The organism is Rhodanobacter sp. MP1X3, from assembly GCF_014207165.1.
Lineage (GTDB): Bacteria > Pseudomonadota > Gammaproteobacteria > Xanthomonadales > Rhodanobacteraceae > Rhodanobacter.
This window is the reverse complement of record NZ_JACHCO010000003.1, coordinates 73344-90731: the sequence shown is the minus strand read 5'-3', so window position 1 is coordinate 90731 and position 17388 is coordinate 73344. Positions and strand designations below refer to the sequence as shown.

The 17388-nt window shown below is 60.4% G+C and carries 17 protein-coding genes; 8 read left to right on the top strand and 9 right to left on the bottom strand.

Going from position 1 to position 17388, the window contains the following annotated elements; all coding sequences use genetic code 11:
* Nucleotides 1–40: 40 nt before the first annotated feature.
* Both HDE79_RS09575 and HDE79_RS09570 read right to left on the bottom strand, forming a co-directional pair.
* Nucleotides 41–199, bottom strand: coding sequence for a hypothetical protein (locus HDE79_RS09575; protein ID WP_184601751.1), 159 nt, complete (start codon nt 197–199; stop codon nt 41–43).
* A gap of 89 nt (nt 200–288) precedes the next feature.
* On the bottom strand, nt 289–1512 hold the full coding sequence (locus HDE79_RS09570) for an SGNH/GDSL hydrolase family protein (RefSeq protein WP_184601750.1): 1224 nt from the start codon (nt 1510–1512) through the stop codon (nt 289–291).
* A gap of 283 nt (nt 1513–1795) precedes the next feature.
* Here HDE79_RS09570 and HDE79_RS09565 point away from each other — a divergent pair, with 283 nt between their 5' ends.
* On the top strand, nt 1796–2986 hold the full coding sequence (locus HDE79_RS09565; protein ID WP_184601749.1) for a DNA-binding transcriptional regulator: 1191 nt from the start codon (nt 1796–1798) through the stop codon (nt 2984–2986).
* A 171-nt stretch (nt 2987–3157) separates the two neighbouring features.
* Nucleotides 3158–4057 (top strand): endonuclease/exonuclease/phosphatase family protein, encoded by a 900-nt coding sequence (locus HDE79_RS09560; protein ID WP_184601748.1) that lies wholly within the window; start codon nt 3158–3160, stop codon nt 4055–4057.
* A gap of 15 nt (nt 4058–4072) precedes the next feature.
* On the opposite strand, the gene HDE79_RS09555 is transcribed toward HDE79_RS09560, so the two are convergent.
* The gene (locus tag HDE79_RS09555) at nt 4073–4285 is read right to left on the bottom strand and encodes a hypothetical protein (RefSeq protein WP_184601747.1); all 213 of its coding nucleotides are present in this window, start codon (nt 4283–4285) and stop codon (nt 4073–4075) included.
* A gap of 30 nt (nt 4286–4315) precedes the next feature.
* Nucleotides 4316–4537 carry a hypothetical protein gene (locus HDE79_RS09550; protein WP_184601746.1) on the bottom strand — a complete coding sequence of 74 codons (222 nt, stop codon included), beginning with the start codon at nt 4535–4537 and terminating at the stop codon, nt 4316–4318.
* Between the two features lie 280 nt (nt 4538–4817).
* On the opposite strand from HDE79_RS09550, the gene HDE79_RS09540 reads away from it, so the two are divergent.
* Entirely contained in the window at nt 4818–5894 is a 1077-nt protein-coding gene (locus HDE79_RS09540) for a DUF6765 family protein (protein WP_184601744.1), read from the top strand.
* A gap of 442 nt (nt 5895–6336) precedes the next feature.
* On the opposite strand, the gene HDE79_RS09535 is transcribed toward HDE79_RS09540, so the two are convergent.
* Nucleotides 6337–7098, bottom strand: coding sequence for an SDR family oxidoreductase (locus HDE79_RS09535; RefSeq protein ID WP_184601743.1), 762 nt, complete (start codon nt 7096–7098; stop codon nt 6337–6339).
* 139 nt (nt 7099–7237) lie between these two features.
* On the opposite strand from HDE79_RS09535, the gene HDE79_RS09530 reads away from it, so the two are divergent.
* Both HDE79_RS09530 and HDE79_RS09525 read left to right on the top strand, forming a co-directional pair.
* Entirely contained in the window at nt 7238–8146 is a 909-nt protein-coding gene (locus HDE79_RS09530; RefSeq protein ID WP_184601742.1) for a LysR family transcriptional regulator, read from the top strand.
* 60 nt (nt 8147–8206) lie between these two features.
* Entirely contained in the window at nt 8207–9601 is a 1395-nt protein-coding gene (locus HDE79_RS09525) for an Hsp70 family protein (RefSeq protein ID WP_184602099.1), read from the top strand.
* Between the two features lie 470 nt (nt 9602–10071).
* Here HDE79_RS09525 and HDE79_RS09520 read toward each other — a convergent pair whose 3' ends face one another.
* The 4 genes from HDE79_RS09520 to HDE79_RS09505 form a co-directional block, all read right to left on the bottom strand.
* Nucleotides 10072–11574, bottom strand: a complete 1503-nt coding sequence (locus HDE79_RS09520; protein ID WP_184601741.1) for a DHA2 family efflux MFS transporter permease subunit — start codon at nt 11572–11574, stop codon at nt 10072–10074.
* An 8-nt stretch (nt 11575–11582) separates the two neighbouring features.
* Complete coding sequence (locus HDE79_RS09515) at nt 11583–12101, bottom strand: MarR family transcriptional regulator (RefSeq protein ID WP_184601740.1); 519 nt, start codon at nt 12099–12101, stop codon at nt 11583–11585.
* Nucleotides 12102–12352: 251 nt separating this feature from the next.
* Entirely contained in the window at nt 12353–13699 is a 1347-nt protein-coding gene (locus HDE79_RS09510; protein WP_184601739.1) for a peptide MFS transporter, read from the bottom strand.
* A 143-nt stretch (nt 13700–13842) separates the two neighbouring features.
* Complete coding sequence (locus HDE79_RS09505; protein WP_184601738.1) at nt 13843–14745, bottom strand: LysR family transcriptional regulator; 903 nt, start codon at nt 14743–14745, stop codon at nt 13843–13845.
* A gap of 150 nt (nt 14746–14895) precedes the next feature.
* Here HDE79_RS09505 and HDE79_RS09500 point away from each other — a divergent pair, with 150 nt between their 5' ends.
* The 3 genes from HDE79_RS09500 to HDE79_RS09490 all read left to right on the top strand — a co-directional run bounded on the left by HDE79_RS09500 (nt 14896) and on the right by HDE79_RS09490 (nt 17242).
* Nucleotides 14896–15600 carry an SDR family NAD(P)-dependent oxidoreductase gene (locus HDE79_RS09500; RefSeq protein ID WP_184601737.1) on the top strand — a complete coding sequence of 235 codons (705 nt, stop codon included), beginning with the start codon at nt 14896–14898 and terminating at the stop codon, nt 15598–15600.
* Between the two features lie 70 nt (nt 15601–15670).
* The gene (locus HDE79_RS09495; protein ID WP_184601736.1) at nt 15671–16534 is read left to right on the top strand and encodes an NmrA family NAD(P)-binding protein; all 864 of its coding nucleotides are present in this window, start codon (nt 15671–15673) and stop codon (nt 16532–16534) included.
* A gap of 156 nt (nt 16535–16690) precedes the next feature.
* Nucleotides 16691–17242: a carboxymuconolactone decarboxylase family protein gene (locus HDE79_RS09490; RefSeq protein ID WP_184601735.1), complete on the top strand. Its 552-nt coding sequence runs from the start codon at nt 16691–16693 to the stop codon at nt 17240–17242.
* Nucleotides 17243–17388: the final 146 nt, after the last annotated feature.

Here is a 17388-nt window from a genome sequence, read left to right as displayed (position 1 = left end):
GGTGACCGAGCTAGCGCGATCGCTCTTGCAAGCCGGGCCGTCACCACCGGCGGCCATTGGAGACCACGTCGGCCAGTCGCGCAGTGTTGACCAGGTTGGCAAACACGCACATCAGCACGAACACTGCCAAGCGCACATGATCGACGTTGATGCCGCACAAACGAGTCGCCCCGACATGGCTGCTGTGAGCGTGTTGCATACGGTGACGACCAGTGCTTCAACGCAATCATGCGATGGCGTTCTGCTGCTGGTGACATTTCCCGGCAGCCCGTGGACTGCCTTATTGATTCAAAACAGATCCAGGCTTATCGCATTACCCATCGCGCGCTGCCCCGCTTCGTTGGGATGCAGATGATCGCCGCGTTCCAGCGCTGGCAGCAGGCGATCCGGTTGCGCGGGATCGCGCGCTACCTGCTCGAAATCAATCACGCCATCGAATGCGCCGCTGTGCCGGATCCAGTCGTTGGCAGCCTTGCGCACCTGATCCTTCGCTGGCGAGTAGTAACCCGCCCCGGCAAACGGCGTCATGGTGCATCCGATGATCCTGATGCCATGCACATGCGCGCGGGCAATCAACTGCTGGTAACCGGCGATAAGCGTCTCCGCCGTGATCACCGGCTGCGCGATGCCGTATATGTCACCGCCCGAGTTGCCGATGTCATTGATACCTTCCAGCACGATAACGTCAGTCACGCCGGGAACCGCAAGTACATCTCGATCAAAGCGGGCCAGCGCGCTCAAGCCATAGCCATCGCTGAGTACACGATTACCGCTGATCGCCTCGTTCGCGACGGCATAGGGCTTGCCGGCAGCCTGCAAACGCGCCGCCAGGATGTCGCTCCATCGGCACAACTGATCGGCAATCTTGCAGTCGGTGTCGGTGATCGAGTCGCCGAATGCCACCACTAGCTTTGCTGGCCGGCTCGGCAGCACATCGACGCCACTCAGGAACGATCGCAGCGGCGTATCCGCGACTGCCTCGAATGACGCTGCCTGGCTGAAATCGCCGGCGGCGGAAATCATGGTGTGATTGAATCGGTCCCAATGGATCGTCGACAGCAACGTGCGGCCGGGAAGATAGATGCTGACTTCGAGATCCTGCCGTGCCTTGACCGGCAGGTCGACTGCATCACTGAGCATCGGCGCCCCAGCGGGAATGGTTACCGCGCCAGCACCGGCGAAAGTGACGCGCCGACGTTGCTGTGGCTGCCCGACTGGTGCCACGGTTACCGCGCCGACCACCAGCGGATCATGGCCGAACAGATTGCTAAGGCGCACGCGCAACTGCTGTCCGGCGTACGTCAGCTTGATCGTCTGCCGCAGCGTCTGATCGTCGACAGCCACCTGTTCCGACGGCTGCAGAAAACTCGGTGCGGCGCCCCACGCGCTGATCCAGTGCGGCGCGGATGTATTCGCAGCTATTCCATCAATCGGCAACACGAGTGCCAGCACCATCAGGGCACCAGCGGTGATGCCCACCCACCGGCGTCCCTGCAAAAAACCGATATGCATCTATCACTCCCCGTCACACCATCGGCCGGTGCCGCCAACATCGATCGATGTCAAACCGAATACAGTCTTTCGTTGGTCGATGCTGCGTGGGCAAAGGAACCGGCGCAATTTCGAAATCACCCAAAGCGACTGACGTTTCTTCTTTTGCACTCGCCGCAAAGTCTCTGCTGGGGCCATACGCTCATGCTAGCCTCCGAAGGAGCGCTGCCCGGGCAATATCCGGCCAGCCCCGGGACAAGCATGACCGGGCTGCCGCATCCGGGCAGCTGCAGGGGAAAAATTTATGAGTAATCCACACGGCGTGCATCGCATTGCACTGCTGTTCAATGCAAACAAGGTCTATGATCGGCAGATCATTGCTGGCGTCGGTTCCTATCTGGCGTCTACCCGGGTCAGCTGGGACCTGTTCATGGAGGAGGACTTTCGTTGCCGGCTGACCGGCCTGGCGGACTGGTGTGGCGACGGCATCATTGCCGACTTCGACGACCCCCAGGTATGTGCTGCATTGCGAGAGGTCGACGTGCCGGTGGTCGCCATCGGCAGTTCCTACACCGATGCGTCACTTTATCCGGAAGGCCTGCCCTATATCGCCACCGACAATTCCCAACTGGTTCGACTCGGTTACGACCACTTGATCGAACAGGGACTGGAGCACTTTGCGTTCTATTCGCTGCCGACGGGGCCAGCCCACCGTTGGGCAGAGGAGCGCGAACGGCTGTTCGACGCCATGGTCGCCCGCGATGGCCTCAAGAGTTTCATCTACCACGGCCATGCCACCAGCGCAGCAGGCTGGAGCGATGCCACGGAGGCTCTCACCACCTGGTTGAAGTCACTGCCCAAGCCGGTTGGGGTGCTGGCCGCCACCGATGCACGCGCACGCCAACTGCTGCAGGCCTGCATGATGGCGGATATCCCGGTACCCGATGAAGTTGCCATCGTCGGCATAGACAACGATCCGCTGGCGCGCATGCTGTGCCGCATTCCGTTGACCTCGGTACAACAAGGTACCGAGGAAATGGGACGCACCGCCGCACACCTGCTCCACCGTATGTTGCACGGCGCCGATTGCAACGACACGCGTGTGCTGGTGTCGCCAGAAGGGTTGCACGTGGCCGCTTCAAGTCTGCATCAGACGATACGCAGCCCATACGTCATGCGAGCGTTGCACTACATCCGCCAGTACGCCTGCCTCGGTATCCGTACCGAGCAGGTAACCAACTATGTCGGCGTCTCACGCTCTTTTCTGGAAGAACACTTCCGGCGCAGCCTCAAGCGCAGCGTCCACCAGGAAATACTGCGGCACAAACTCGAGATCGCGCAGGAGCTTTTGCGCAACGGCGAATCAAGCCTGGCCGACATCGCTGTACGCTGCGGCTTCACCTCCGTGCAATACCTGTACACGGTGTTCCGGCGCGAACTCGGCTGCACGCCCAAGGCATTTCAGGAACGCCAGCAAGCCGAACTCCAGCATTGAAGCACCATTCCGTGTGTTGTGAGAAGACCACGGACGCTCAACATTCCGGCAGCGAAATGGACTGACCTGTCCATCGCCGCACTGATGCAGACCGAGACATGACTGCGCCAGCGCGTGGCTGTGGTACGTTCGCGGCGATCGCTGGTTCCCGCATTCGACGGAGCATTCGCCATGCGTTTTTTCAAGCTGCTGATTGCCGTTCTGCTTGTGTCGTTTAGCCTGCCCGGTACGAGGCTCCGTGCGCAGACGCTGCGTGTGATGACGTTCAATGTACGAACAGGCATCGCCAACGATGGCCCGAACGACTGGAATCACCGACGCGACATCATGGTGCGCACGATCCGCGAGCAGCATCCGGATGTGCTCGGCACGCAGGAGTTGAACAAATTCCAGGGCGACTATCTCGTCAGCAAACTGCCGCAATACGTCTGGTTCGGCATCGGCCGCCGCGGCGATGATGGTGACGAGCATATGGGTGTGTTCTATCGCAGCGACCGCCTGCGCGTGATCGACTCCGGCAATTACTGGTTGTCCGACACACCGGACAAACCCGGCAGCATCACCTGGGGCAACCCGTATCCGCGCATGGTCACGTGGGCACTGTTCGAGCGCAAAGCCGATGGTCGGCGTTTCTACTACTGCAACACGCACTTTCCGTATCGCGATCAGGACGAGCTGGCGCGCACGCGCTCGGCGCAGGAAATTCTCACACGCCTGAATGCGTTACCGGCCGACCTACCCATCGTCATGACGGGCGACTTCAACAGCGCGCCCGACAAACCCGACCATGCGGTACTCACCTCGCTACTGGACGATGCATGGATCGGTGCAGGGAGCCATGGCGGACCGGAAAAGACCTTCCACAATTTCACCGGCATTCCGGATCGTCGCATCGACTGGATTCTCTACCGCGACTTTCGTGCGCTGACCGCGCAGACGGTCACCACGCAGCAGGATGGCCGTTATCCATCCGATCATTTTCCGGTTGTGGCCGTGCTGGCATGGCCTGCTCGACCGAAGGTACGCGTCAGCGAAAAATCTGCGTCGACGTCACTGCCGGCTACACCTTGAGCAGCAGCATAAGGTTCAGTGCATTTGCGACAGCAGTTTCTCGCCCGCTGCCTGGGCGGCGGCAAGCGCTTCCTCGGCAGACTCGAACTGGCCCGCGACCGTAATGGGTTCACCGCGCAGGCCTTGGTCGTCCTGGATGATATAAGTGGCTTCGTAGACGAGCCGGCCATCCTTGGATGACTCGCGCTGACACGAAGGAAAAATCTTGTAACCGGATGCGTTGCTCATCGGATGCCTCTTGCGTCGTGTTGCATCAACTTATCTTTTGGGGCCATGCCGATGAATCAGCGAGCCTGCGATCTCGTCACCGGCGGCAAGCGCCTCGTCCTCTGAAGCATAGGTGCGATCATTCTCCTCCTCCGGCCCAATGCCAGGTACGGTAACGACGATCGAGATGCCACGCTCGTGCAGTGAGGTTTCCACGGTATATGCGATACCGTCCACAGTCCGCTCGTGCGATTGGGGCGTGGAGCCTGTCATGGGAAATACCTTGGCGAAAGGGATAGCTAAAGTGGCCTCGGTCAAGTGAAGAACGCATGACAGTCCACGCCGGGCACATCGCCGAAGGCCGGCTGGTGTGGGTGATCGAGCCCTGGTGCCCCACCTTGCCCGATTACTACCTTTATCACCCCAGGCGCCGACAGACTCCCGAGGCGCTTTCAGCCTTCATTGAGGCGCTGCGGTCGAGACTGCGTCAGCAGGAATCACGCGGCACCAGAACATTGCCAACGTCACGCAAACCCCGGAAAAAGGCCATTCGATGAATATCGATTTCCACTACGGTGTGATCTATCTCGTCAGTCGACTCGCCGGGCTCGAGAAGTCGGATGCCGAAACCGTCGCGCATTGCTGCCAGTACGTGGATGACGCGACGGTCAGCGGCATCCTGGAGTTCGCCGGCGGCGAGAGCTACGAACGCTTTGCCAGCGCGCATAAAATGTTCGATTACATGAATATCAGCGACACCAGCGACAAGCGGATCTGGGCGCCGTTTCACTTCCTGCCGGCTGGCGAAGGCAGCACGCTCGAAGACAAATCCATCTGCAAACCCGACAGTGCGATCGCACGCGATATGGTCGCGCACGCCATCGAAAATCGCGAAGCGGAGAACGCCCTGCATCGATTGGGTGTGACTCTGCACGTCTACGTTGATACATGGGCGCACCAGAATTTCACCGGCACCATCAGCGACCACAACGTAGTGAAGTCGCTCACCAGCTACGACTACTCGCATGAAACCTGGCTCGGAAAACTGCGGCAGTTCGTCGACGATATCGTGCACACCACGCAATCGAATTTTCTCGATTTCGTGGTCAAGCTTGGCCACGGCGCCGCGCTGCACTTTCCCGACCAGCCATGGGCCAAGTGGCAGTACGAGAACGGCCACGGCCTGACCTTCCAGCGTGACAATCTGCCCATCTTCATGGAGGCGGCTGATATGGCGTATCGCGCCATCAAGGGATTTCGCAGCGGCAATACCGCGTTTGCACAGGAGGAAGGATTGCCGGAAGAAACCAAGGCTGCGCTCGCATCACTGCTTGCATCCAATCGCAACGATGATCCCAGCGTGCGACTGGATGCGCTGATCAAGGCACTGACCAGCGGCCAGGTCCCGGGCTTCGCCGAAACGGTTAAACCGTATATCGGCAAGGGCCCTGATTCCTGGAAGGACAAAGCCACCGGCATCATCGACGGCAACGCCGACGGCGACAAAAAGCCCGTATGGTCAGAAGCCTTCGAGCAGTCCGACTACCGAAAATTCCACGATGCCATCAAGGAACATCGCTTCGTGGTGACGCAGATCATCTTGCCGAAGCATGGAGTGCGCCTGGCTTGAAGTACCTTTTGTCAGACGCCTCACATAGTGCTTGCATGTCACGGTGCATCCACCGGCGCCTCACCCGCTGGACATCGACGATGCCATCGTAGGTTGGGACGAGCGGCACGCGAATCCCAACAGCGCGCTCCGACAGCGTTGGGATTCGCTGATGCTCATCCCAACCTACGCATTACTGTCCTTTTGCACAGCAATTCCAACGCGGCGACGCAACGACCGGGATGCGAGCAGCCCATCAACTCGCGGGCTAACGCCGTCACAAAACAACTTTGCCTGGCAATTGCGCCTCATCGCGCATCGCCGCGAATTTCACCGTTGGACTTCGACGATGCCACCGTAGGTTGGGATGAGCGGCACGCGAATCCCAACATCGCGCTTCGACGGCGTTGAATAGACGGCCATTCGAGGATTATCTGCTGACACCGTCATCGAACAACCTTGCTCAGATAAACATGCCACCCGAAGCTTCGATGCGCTGGGCATTGATCCAGCCATTGGCTGGAAGCAACAGCAAGGCGATCAAGCCACCGATGTCATCCGGCAAGCCGACACGGCCGAGTGCTGTCTGCGACGCGATCATCTTTTTGATTTCGGGATTATCGCGGACGGCGCCGCCTCTGAAGTCGGTCTCGATCGCACCCGGTGCCACGGTGTTCACGGCAATACCGCGCGCACCCAGCTCTTTCGCCTGATAACGCGTGAGTACCTCGACCGCACCTTTCACTGCCGCATAGGCCGACGAACCCGGTAGCGTGAATCGCGCCAGCCCGCTGGAGATATTGACGATGCGGCCGCCATCGGCGATCAGCGGCAGCAGTTTCTGGGTAAGAAAGAACACGCCCTTGAAATGAACATTCACCAGATCGTCAAACTCGGCCTCGGTGGTTTCGGCGATGCTGGCGTGTAGCCCTGTGCCCGCGTTGTTGACCAGAAAATCGAAGCTGTCGCGCTGCCAGGTTTTGCTTAACGCCTCGCGAACCCGCACGGCAAAGTCGTCAAAGCTGGCGCTCTTGCCCACGTCCAGCGACAGGGCCACGGCCTTGCGACCCAGCTTTTCGATAGCGGCCACCACGGCCGCTGCTTCTTTCTGGCCGCTGCGGTAGGTCAGGATGACGTCCGTACCCTGCTCAGCCAGTTTCATCGCGGTGTTCTGGCCCAGGCCGCGGCTGCCGCCGGTAATGATGGCGATGGATGGATTGCTCATGAATGGCTCCTTGAATGGTGAGACTGATTCGGCAGGCCCACTCTATTGGTCGACTAGTGATGGATAAACCGTCGATATATGATTTGTATGTTCATAAAAATCGACTAATTAACCACTCGCCAGACTGGACCGCACCACCATGAACCAGCTCGATGCCATGCAGATCTTCATTCGGGTGGCTGAACTGGCCAGCTTTACCCGCGCCGCCGATAGCCTCGGCATTCCAAAAGCCAGCGCCTCGACCGCGGTACAGCAGTTGGAAGCCACGCTCGGTGCGCGGCTGCTGCATCGGACCACCCGCAGGGTGCAGATGACGCACGATGGTCAGGCGTTCTACGAGCGCAGCAAGGATCTGCTCACCGACATCGATGAATTGCAGGCGATGTTTCAGCAAGGCGAGCAATCGCTGCGCGGACGGCTACGTGTGGACATGTCCAGCGGCGTCGCGCGGATTTTCGTGCTGCCACGGCTACCGGAATTCATGCAGGCGCATCCACTGATCGAGCTGGAGCTGAGCAGTACGGATCGACTGGTGGATCTGGTACGCGAAGGTTTCGACTGCGTTTTGCGCGTCGGCCCGTTGGTCGACAGCAGTCTGGTCGCGCGAACGCTTGGCGTATTCCGGATCATCAACTGCGCCAGCCCGGCCTACCTCAAACGCCACGGCACGCCGAAGACGCTCGACGATCTGGCGAGACATCAGCTGATCCACTACGTATCCACGCTCGGCGCGCGCTCACCGGGCTGGGAGTATCCCGTCGGTAACGGTTACCAAAGCCTGCCGATGGCCGGCAGCATCACCGTCAACAACAGCGACTCCTATACCGCCGCGTGCGTTGCGGGGCTGGGATTGATCCAGGCACCCGCCGCCGGCCTGCAACCGCTGATCGACGCCGGTCGGCTGGTAGAAGTCATGCCGGATTGCCGCGCCGAGCCGATGCCGGTATCGCTGCTTTATGCCAACCGCCGCAATCTGCCCCGACGCGTGCAGGCGTTCATGACCTGGATAACGCAGGTGTTGACGCCGCACCTGGATCCGGTGGCATAGCGAACATTGCCGACGCAGCCGGCATAATGACGGGTTGCCATGCAGCGATCGCGTGACCCTATGCATATCGGTATCGATTTCGGCACCAGCTACTCGGCTGCCGCCGCCATCATCGACGGCGAACTGAAGCTTGTGCGCTTCGGCGACGCCGAGCAGTTTCGTACCGCGGTATTTTTTCCGGAGCTGGTTCCCGACCCCAGCGACTTCACGCTGACGCCGGCGCTCGACGCGCAGGTAGAAAATCAATTGCGCCTGGCCAGACAACAGCAGCGTCAGCTCGCCGCCGCGACCAGCGCACGCGGACAGGCACCGGTGTCGCGCAGCGAGAGTGAACTGCGCAGTGAAGCGCTGCGCGTGGTACGTCGGCAGTGGATGGAAGAGCAGACACGCAATGCCACCGCATCGGTCGCCAGCTTTCAGCACGCGCTGTTCGGTGAGGCCGCGGTGGAAGGTTATCTGGAGAGCGGCGGCGGCAACCTGATCGAATCGCCCAAGTCGATGTTCGGTTACAGGCTCGACCCACAGGTGCGCAAGGTCATTGTGCATATCGCCACGCACATCATCGAACACATTCGTCTCACCGCCAGCCAGCAATTCGGCATGCCCGTGCGCGGCGCAGTCATCGGACGGCCAGTGGAATTTCGCAGCTCGATGGGCGCGCAAGGTTCACTGCAGGCGATCGAGATTCTGCGCGAAGCGGCCGCCGCCGCCGGCTTCGACAGCGTGAGCTTTCTGGAAGAACCCGCGGCCGCCGCGATGCACTATCACAAGAGTCTGGCACAGCGGCAGTACGCGCTGGTGGTCGATATCGGCGGCGGCACCACCGACGTGGCGCATGCGCAACTGGGCGGTGGCGAAGCGCCGCACATCGCGCGCAGCTGGGGCCTGCCCAAGGGCGGCACCGATCTCGACGTCAACGTGAGCCTGCACAGCTTCATGCCGCAACTGGGCAAGGACATCATCAGCATGCCGGCGCACCGCTACGTCGACGCCGCCAGCGTGCACAACCTGCCCAAGCAGCGCGAGTTTCGCCAGCAGGACTATCGCCTTGTCGACGAGCCCTACGGTTCGCGCCTGCGCGCGCTGCAGGAGGCCGGTGCCACCACACGACTCAACCAGGTCGCCGAGCGCAGCAAGATCACCCTGAGCGCATCACCGCATTATCACGCCGAACTGGATTTCATCGAGCCCGGCCTGGCGGTGGAACTCGACCGCGCGGATTTCCATGCCGCGATCGATACCTTCCTCAATCAGATGGAACGCACACTGGCCACCGTCCGCAGCAACCTCGACGAACTCCCTGCCAGTGTATTCATCACTGGAGGCACGTCGCGCTCACCGCAGATCCGCGAACGCGTGCAAGCCTGCTTTCCAGAGATACCGCTGGTGCAGGGCGACCCCTCACTGGGTGTGGTATCGGGGCTGGCGGTGGCAGCGGATGAGGCTGATCGTTGAACAAGGTTGCTGCGCTTGGCGTAACTTTGCCACTCAGGAAACAGTACACGATGACTACGCAGGTCATAAGTTCCGCCGAAACACATCAGACCGGCGAATTTTCTTACTTCCGCTCACGCTCCATTAACGAACCATCGAGTACATTAACCCCATGTCGTGAGACATCGCTCCCACCGCATGGCTAAGGCTCCCCTCCTCTGCCATGCAACTAGATGGAACCCCCCGAACCCGCAGACTCCCCTCTGCGGGTTTTTTATGTTCGTAATACAGTGCCTTACGGAAGGACAGGCGTAGCGGACATCACGGTTTGCTCAGCGCAGCAAGCGGTATCGCCGGCCAGGTGACGAAAAACCTCGATCCGCAAACGTGAAAAGGCCAGCCACTGTCAGGTGACTGGCCTGGAAACGACGGATCGGGAATTTATGGCGCGCGAATCGGCGTTGCACCTCAACGGCTATGTGAGCTTCAGGCTATTCGACGATCACATGGGCTGCACTAGCCGCCGCCGTATCCACATGGCTCCGGCGGATAAACAGCGCAACAATCAGCGCACAGATGACCAGCGCGAACGACCACATGAAGGTGTGACCGAACGCGGCGCCCAGTGCCGGAACCACCTGGCCAGGCGCACCCGCGGGAATGCCGTGACCAACATGCAAGGTCGCACTTTGACCTGCCGGCATGGCCACAGCCAGCTGATGTGACAGCACCACTGCCAGCAGCGCAGTGCCGATCGATCCGCCGACCCGCTGCAGCACATTGAGCCCAGCGGTGACACGCGCCACCGCATGCCGCTCGATCGAGGAGAGCGCGGCACTCATCGCCGGCATCATGGTGGAACCCATGCCCAGGCCCATCACAAACAGCGTCAGCTCGACCTGCAACAAGGTCGTGGTGTCCGAGATCTGGCTGAGGCTCAACATGCCCAGCGCCACCAGCGACAGACCCACCACTACGATGCGACGGGCACCGAGCTTGTCGGTCAGACGCGAGGCAATCGGCATCGAGATCATCGCGCCAATACCTTGCGCGGCCAGCAGCAGGCCCGCATGCAGCGCCGAGTCGCCACGCACCACCTGGAAATACAGCGGCATCAATAGCGCCACACCGAAGAACGCCGTACAGAACAGAAAGACCGTGAGCGCCGGCGCACCAACAGCCCGTTGCGCGAACATCTTCACGTCGATCAGCGCGCCTTGGCGGACCCGCGCGTGCAGCACGAAGGCAATCACCAGCGCCAGCCCAAGCAGCACTGCGCCACCACCGCCCACGGAATCCAGGCCCACACCGGCAGCGGTCTCCGCCAGCCCGTAAACGAAGATCGCCAGACCCGGCGACAGCATCAGCAGCCCGGGCCAATCCAGCGAATGATGCGGCTTGGGCTCGTCGCGCTCGAACACACGCTGCGCGGCGAACAGCGCAATCGCACCGATCGGCAGGTTGACGAAAAAGATCCAGCGCCAAGACACATCGTCCACTAACCAACCGCCGAGAATCGGTCCGATGATCGGCGCCAGCAGCATCGGCACACCGACGATGCCCATGACTCGACCCATCCGCTTCGGGCCGGCGGCGTGGGTCAATATCGTCATGCCGGCGGGCATGATCATGCCGCCACCCAGGCCCTGCAGCACGCGGAAAACGATCAGCGAGCCGGCCGACCAGGCCGCGCCGGACAGCGCCGAGCCCAGCAGGAACATGCCGATCGAGGCCATGTACAGGCGCTTGGTGCCAAAGCGATCGGCTGCCCAGCCGGTGAGCGGAATCACCGTGGCCAGCGCGAGCATGTAGCCGGTCGAAATCCACTGCATCGTCGCCAGCGGCGCAGTGAAGCTTTTCGACAATTCCTTGATGGCGACATTGACGATCGTCGTATCGAGGATCGACATGAAGGTGCCGAGAATGACCACCGCCGCAATACGCAGCAGGCGCGGATCGAGCGTGGCCTCGACAGGGGCTTTTGATGGGGACATGGGAGAACTCACTTCGATACTTTGGAAGGCGTGACGGCGCACGATGGAGCTGCGTGGATTCCGCCAGGGAGAGGAAGGTGCAGGGAGGTAAGCGCGCCCAGCGTGGCGACAGCAGCATCGAGCGCGGCGCGCTCGGCGACATCGAGCTTGGCTACGAACGACTCGACCGCGCGGCGACGCGCCTGGCCGATCTGCACGATCGCTTTGCGCCCGGACTCGGTCAACCCGATGCGCTTGATGCGTCGGTCGCTCTCGTCCTCGCGCCGCGACAGCAGGCCAGTACGAACCACGATGTCCACTGCACGCCCAGTGGCGGCCATGGATAGCCCCACGTGTTCGGCCAACTCATTGACGGCCATGTCGCACCCGGCATGCTCAAGCACGAACAACATCCGCAGCTGGGTCATCGTGAGCTCGAAGTCGGCCGTTGCCGACATCACTTCGACCTGACTGCCCTTGATCAGCGGCATGATGGCGGCGATAAGACGATGAGCAAGGGAATCGTCGGTGGATTTTGATGTACGCATAAGCACAACTATAACTTACAACGCAATAATTGCACAGACGCAAATATACCCACGCGCAGTCTACGATGGCCATGCGCTTGCGGGAAAAGACAGAAATGCCGCGAGAAAAGCCAAAGGGCCAGCTCGCGCTGACTCCGTTTACGGCCTACCTTTCTCGCTAAGCCATCCCCCGCCACGTACCGCCGGGGTTGAAGGCGTTTATCGACGTATTGAAGGAGCTCCGTTGATCACAGGGACGTCTGGACGTCTATTCAATCAACCGCCAGCACACGCTTCAACGGACGACTCAGCGCAATGGCGAGCACGCCACCTACCGCCGCGATGCTGGCGTGCATGGCCCAGAAACCGGCAGGTGTCATGCGTTCGTAAAAACCACCCAGCCATCCGATGATGAAATTGCTGATGAACAATGTAAGGAAAACGGCACCCATCAAGGTCGCCTTGATCGTTGCGGGCGCGGCACGCGACACCAGCGCCAGCAGGGTTGGCCAGTAGTAGAGAAAACTGATGCCAAGCAAAGCGTCGTAGATCACCGGCACCAACACTGGCGTGCGCACACTAAGCACGCATGACACCGCCAGCAGCGCATTGGCCGCCGTCGCCAGCCACGCACCCGTCGCGATTTTCCCCAGGTCATCTGGCTCGCTGCCGCGAGCGGCTTGATAACGCCACAGCGCGAACAACACCGGCACGAAAACAATGCTGGCCAGTGGATCGATCGAGTTGAACCAGGCGACCGGCACATGGAAGCCGAGAAAATTCAGATCGACGCTACGGTTAATCCATACCAGCGCCAGATTGGTGTTCTGGTAGTAGCTCACGGACTGAAAAATGGTGATGGCCGCCACCGCTGCCAACGCGCCGACCGTCCGCCATTCGTGGCCGGTCAACTTGGTTTTTGCACGCGCTCCGGCGCGCGGCCGATCCTTCGGTAAATAGCGGAAGCCGGCGATATAGGTGAACAAGCCGATCAGCATGAGCATGCCAGCCAGTCCGAAGCCTGCGTGCCAACCGTAAAGCTGTGCCAACAATCCACAAAGCAACGGCCCGACGACTGCGCCGACATTGATGCCGATAGAGAAAATCGCAAACGCGCGCGTGCGTCCTTCACCATCGGTTTCGGCATACAGCTCGCCAACCTGAGTCGAGATGTTGCCTTTGAGCAAACCGCAACCAACGATGAGCAACAGCAACGCCAGCAAGAACGACACATCGAATGCCATCGCCAGCTGGCCCGCACTCATCATCATTGCGCCGATCATCACTGCCGCCCGTCGACCGAGCCAGCGATCGGCCACCCAGCCACCCAGTACCGGCGTGAAATACACAAAGCCGGTGTACAACCCCATGATCTGCGAGGCTAAACCCAGCGTTGTCATGGGGCCAAATACCGACTCCATACCCGCACGAAAAGCTGAAAAGCCGGCAATACCCTCCACATGTCCCGGCAATAACAAAGCCTGGCTCATGTAGAGCACCAAGATCGACGTCATGCCGTAATACGAAAAGCGCTCCCATGCTTCGGTAAAACTGAGAAAAGCCAGCGCCATCGGCTCGCCGAAGAAGGTGCGCGGGGAAGCAGCGGTCTTTGTATTCATGAAGCCCTTGATAAAACAGATCGAGATAAAGCGATTATTTGCACAAGCCGCTGGTGTCGTCGCCCTTTTATTTCTGCTGGCAGCTAAAACCGACGCATGAGAGACCCGACAGGTCCCTCCTGAATGCTTGCTTCAGCCGTCTATCAGGCCAGAATCTCCAGGCAGAAATCAATAAAGCTGCGGACCTTGGCTGCCGGATGATGTCGCGATGGATAGAACGCGTACAGCGGAAAACGCTCGTCAGCCCAGTCCGGCAGCACCTGTACCAGCTTTTTCCTGGCCAGGTGATCCTGCACCACACCGATCGCCATCATTTGCGCCAGGCCGCCGCCGGCGATGCAGACGCTCATCAAGGTTCCCGCATCGCTCACCAGCAGCGGGCCATGCGTGGTCACCGGCACGACCTTGCGGCCCTTGTGAAACTCCCAGTCGAATGGCCGGCGCGTCTGCGAGTCGCGAAACTGGATGCAAGTATGGCTGGCAATATCCGCAGGCGTGCAGGGGTGACCGTGCTTTTTCAAATATGCCGGCGACGCCACCGTGATGATGCGCGTCTCCAGCAGCTGTCTCGCCACCAGCGAGGAAGATGGCGGAAAACCAAAACGCACCGCTACATCAACGCCTTCGCCAATGATGTCACCCAGGTCGTCGCGCGTGATCAGCTCAATCTCCAGATCCGAATGGCGCGCCATGAACTCGGGCAGCCTCGGCGCCAGCACATGGCGCGAAAAAAGCGGATCCACGTTGACTCGCAAACGGCCACGCACCGATAGCGAGGCACCGCCAGCATGCGATGCCGCCTCCTCAATGCCCACCAGCAGCGGCCGCACTTCCGCGTAGAAACGTTCGCCCTCGTCGGTAAGCGTGATTGAGCGCGTCGTTCGATGCAGCAAACGAATGCCCAGGCGTGCCTCCATCCGACTGATCGCGCGGCTCACGCCCGACGCCGTGAGACCCAGGGCATCCGCTGCACGGGCAAAGTTACCCGACTCCACCACCGCCGCCAGCACGCTCAGGTTAGCGAGCAACTTTCCATCGAAGGCCATTGCGTTCACTCATGACTTTGAGTCATCAAAGATCTGAAAAAAATGATCTTCAGTCAACCCATCAAGATCGCTAATCTTGAGTCCGCATCCGAGAGACCGGCCTGAACGGCTCGTTTGTCGCCACTGAAATCCATCAATGAAAAGCCATGCATGAACACATCAACCAAGCCTGTCGCCTTTATCGTTGGCGCCTCGCGCGGTCTCGGCCTGGCCATGGTCGCGGAATACGCCAGCCGCGGCTGGCAGGTGATCGCCACGGTGCGTGGCGAAGCGAGTACGCCTTTGCACGACCTCGCCAAGCATGCGCATGAACTTATCGAAATCGAACAGCTGGAGATCACCGACCCGAAGCAGATCACCGCTCTGCGTCAGCGTCTTTCCGAGCGCCACATCGATCTGCTGTTCGTCAACGCCGGCGTCGCCACACGCGATACGGAAGTCAGCGCGCTGGACGTTTCCGACGCGGAGTTTATCCAGGTAATGACTACCAACGTACTTGCACCGTTGCGCGTGCTGGAAGCTTTTGAAAGTCTGGTGCCGAACACCGGCACGCTGGGTGTGATGTCCTCCGGGCTTGGCAGCGTGGCGGACAACGAGCACGGTGGCTGGTCGATCTATCGCTCCAGCAAGGCCGCGCTCAATCAGCTGATGCGCAGCTTTGCGGCCGCACGCGCCGGTGATCCGCGCGCAATGCTGTTGATCTGCCCCGGCTGGGTGCGCACTGACATGGGCGGCAGCGGCGCCGACCTCTCCATCGACGAGAGCATTCCATGCGTGGTCGACACCATCACCAACGCCACCGGCATACCGGGGCTGCGCTATCTGGATTACCGCGGCCACACCGTGCACTGGTAGGTCACCTTCGTACGCAAAGCAACCGGGTTTACACCATCCGCTCTAACTCTTCATCACAAGGAATATCATCATGTACGCCATCACGGGAATCACCGGCCAGGTCGGCAGCGCTGTTGCCGACAACTTGCTTGCCCAGGGACACCATGTACGCGCCGTCGTGCGCAATCCGGAAAAGGCCGAAGCGTGGAAAGCGCGCGGCTGCGAGATAGCCATCGCTGACGTCAACGATGTCGCCGCACTCACTCATGCCTTTCACGATGTAGAAGGCGTGTTCGTGCTGATGCCACCCGTGTTCGATCCCAGCCCCGGCTTTCCCGAAGCCAAGGCTATATTGGCATCACTGCATGGCGCACTTGCAGCAGCCCATCCGCCACGCATAGTTTGCCTTTCCACCATCGGCGCCCAGGCCACCCAACCCAATCTGCTCAACTTGCTTGGCATCATGGAAACGTGTCTTGCCGAGTTGCCGTCGCCGGTGACCTTTCTACGCGCTGGCTGGTTTATGGAAAACGCATTGTGGGATGTGCCGGCTGCACGCGACGAAGGCGTACTGCGCAGCTTCCTGCAACCGCTCGACAAACCATTCCCGATGATCGCCACGAAGGACATCGGTGCCATCGCCGCCGAACTGCTGCAGGAAACATGGTGTGGCACGCGTATCGTCGAACTGGAAGGCCAGCGGCGGATCACGCCCAACGCACTGGCCGCAGCCTTCACCAAGGCACTCGGTCATGCAGTGAAAGCTGAAATCGTTCCGCGCGATACCTGGATCGACCTGTTCACACACCAGGGCATGAAGAATCCCACGCCGCGCGCGCAGATGATCGACGGCTTCAATGAAGGCTGGATCCGCTTCGAATCCGATGACGCGCACGTACGCAAAGGCTCGACCTCACTCGATACCGTGATCGCTGAGCTGGTCGCTCGCCACTGATTCACCGCTTCGTCAGCATCAGTAGAGAGTCAGGGCAAAAGTCACTCCATCTATCTATCGCCTCAACGTCGACCACACGCCGTTATTACCTCGGAGGTAATTGAGCCGATTCCTGACGTGGCTAGCATGGTCATCACCCCAATCAAGGAGATACCCATGTCCCTGTTCACTCTTCCCACGATCGATACCGCCCCGGAAGCCTCGCGCCCCACGATGCAGGCGCTGAGGGAGAACTTCGGCTTTCTGCCCAACGTGCTGGCAACGATGGGCGCTAACCCGGTGCTGCTCAATGGCTTCGCCGGCGCATTCAGTGCCTACCATGGCGGCGGTTTTGATGAATGCGAGCGGCAGGTGCTGCTGCTGACGAATGCCGTGACACTTCGGTGTCCATGGACGATTGCCGCACACTCCACCTTTGCGCTCGAAGATGGCATGACCGTGCAGGAAGTCGACGACCTGCGCGCGGGCCGGCTGCCCGCCAATCCTCGCTATGCGGCGCTCTCGCGGCTGGCCCGGCTCATCCTTGAAAAACACGGTGTGATCAGCGACAGAGAAATCGCTGCCTTTACCGCAGCCGGGTTTGTGAAGGAACAGGTCTTCGAAGTGATTCTGAGTGTCGGGCTGTCCACCATGACTGCCGCCACCACCAACCTGGCCCGAACGCCGATCGAGGATCACTTCAGGGCTCAGGTCCCATCGGCTGCCTGATAGTCCGCCGAGCTCTACCGATCGCCCCACGTCCTACGACGTGGGGCATTTCGGCCTCGCAATCACGAACGGCGCCAACCCGCGTAAGCTCACCTCAAATAATCGACGAGCCAGCATCTATGCCATCGGCGTCATCAAAATAAATG

Excerpts from the sequence above, each read along its gene's own strand:
- HDE79_RS09575 (WP_184601751.1), bottom strand. The coding sequence starts at position 199 with ATGCAACACGCTCACAGCAGCCATGTCGGGGCGACTCGTTTGTGCGGC.
- HDE79_RS09570 (WP_184601750.1), bottom strand. The coding sequence starts at position 1,512 with ATGCATATCGGTTTTTTGCAGGGACGCCGGTGGGTGGGCATCACCGCT.
- HDE79_RS09495 (WP_184601736.1), top strand. The coding sequence starts at position 15,671 with ATGTACGCCATCACGGGAATCACCGGCCAGGTCGGCAGCGCTGTTGCC.
- HDE79_RS09515 (WP_184601740.1), bottom strand. The coding sequence starts at position 12,101 with ATGCGTACATCAAAATCCACCGACGATTCCCTTGCTCATCGTCTTATC.
- HDE79_RS09560 (WP_184601748.1), top strand. The coding sequence starts at position 3,158 with ATGCGTTTTTTCAAGCTGCTGATTGCCGTTCTGCTTGTGTCGTTTAGC.
- HDE79_RS09565 (WP_184601749.1), top strand. The coding sequence starts at position 1,796 with ATGAGTAATCCACACGGCGTGCATCGCATTGCACTGCTGTTCAATGCA.
- HDE79_RS09530 (WP_184601742.1), top strand. The coding sequence starts at position 7,238 with ATGAACCAGCTCGATGCCATGCAGATCTTCATTCGGGTGGCTGAACTG.
- HDE79_RS09500 (WP_184601737.1), top strand. The coding sequence starts at position 14,896 with ATGAACACATCAACCAAGCCTGTCGCCTTTATCGTTGGCGCCTCGCGC.
- HDE79_RS09550 (WP_184601746.1), bottom strand. The coding sequence starts at position 4,537 with ATGACAGGCTCCACGCCCCAATCGCACGAGCGGACTGTGGACGGTATC.
- HDE79_RS09520 (WP_184601741.1), bottom strand. The coding sequence starts at position 11,574 with ATGTCCCCATCAAAAGCCCCTGTCGAGGCCACGCTCGATCCGCGCCTG.
- HDE79_RS09510 (WP_184601739.1), bottom strand. The coding sequence starts at position 13,699 with ATGAATACAAAGACCGCTGCTTCCCCGCGCACCTTCTTCGGCGAGCCG.
- HDE79_RS09535 (WP_184601743.1), bottom strand. The coding sequence starts at position 7,098 with ATGAGCAATCCATCCATCGCCATCATTACCGGCGGCAGCCGCGGCCTG.
- HDE79_RS09525 (WP_184602099.1), top strand. The coding sequence starts at position 8,207 with ATGCATATCGGTATCGATTTCGGCACCAGCTACTCGGCTGCCGCCGCC.
- HDE79_RS09555 (WP_184601747.1), bottom strand. The coding sequence starts at position 4,285 with ATGAGCAACGCATCCGGTTACAAGATTTTTCCTTCGTGTCAGCGCGAG.
- HDE79_RS09505 (WP_184601738.1), bottom strand. The coding sequence starts at position 14,745 with ATGGCCTTCGATGGAAAGTTGCTCGCTAACCTGAGCGTGCTGGCGGCG.
- HDE79_RS09490 (WP_184601735.1), top strand. The coding sequence starts at position 16,691 with ATGTCCCTGTTCACTCTTCCCACGATCGATACCGCCCCGGAAGCCTCG.
- HDE79_RS09540 (WP_184601744.1), top strand. The coding sequence starts at position 4,818 with ATGAATATCGATTTCCACTACGGTGTGATCTATCTCGTCAGTCGACTC.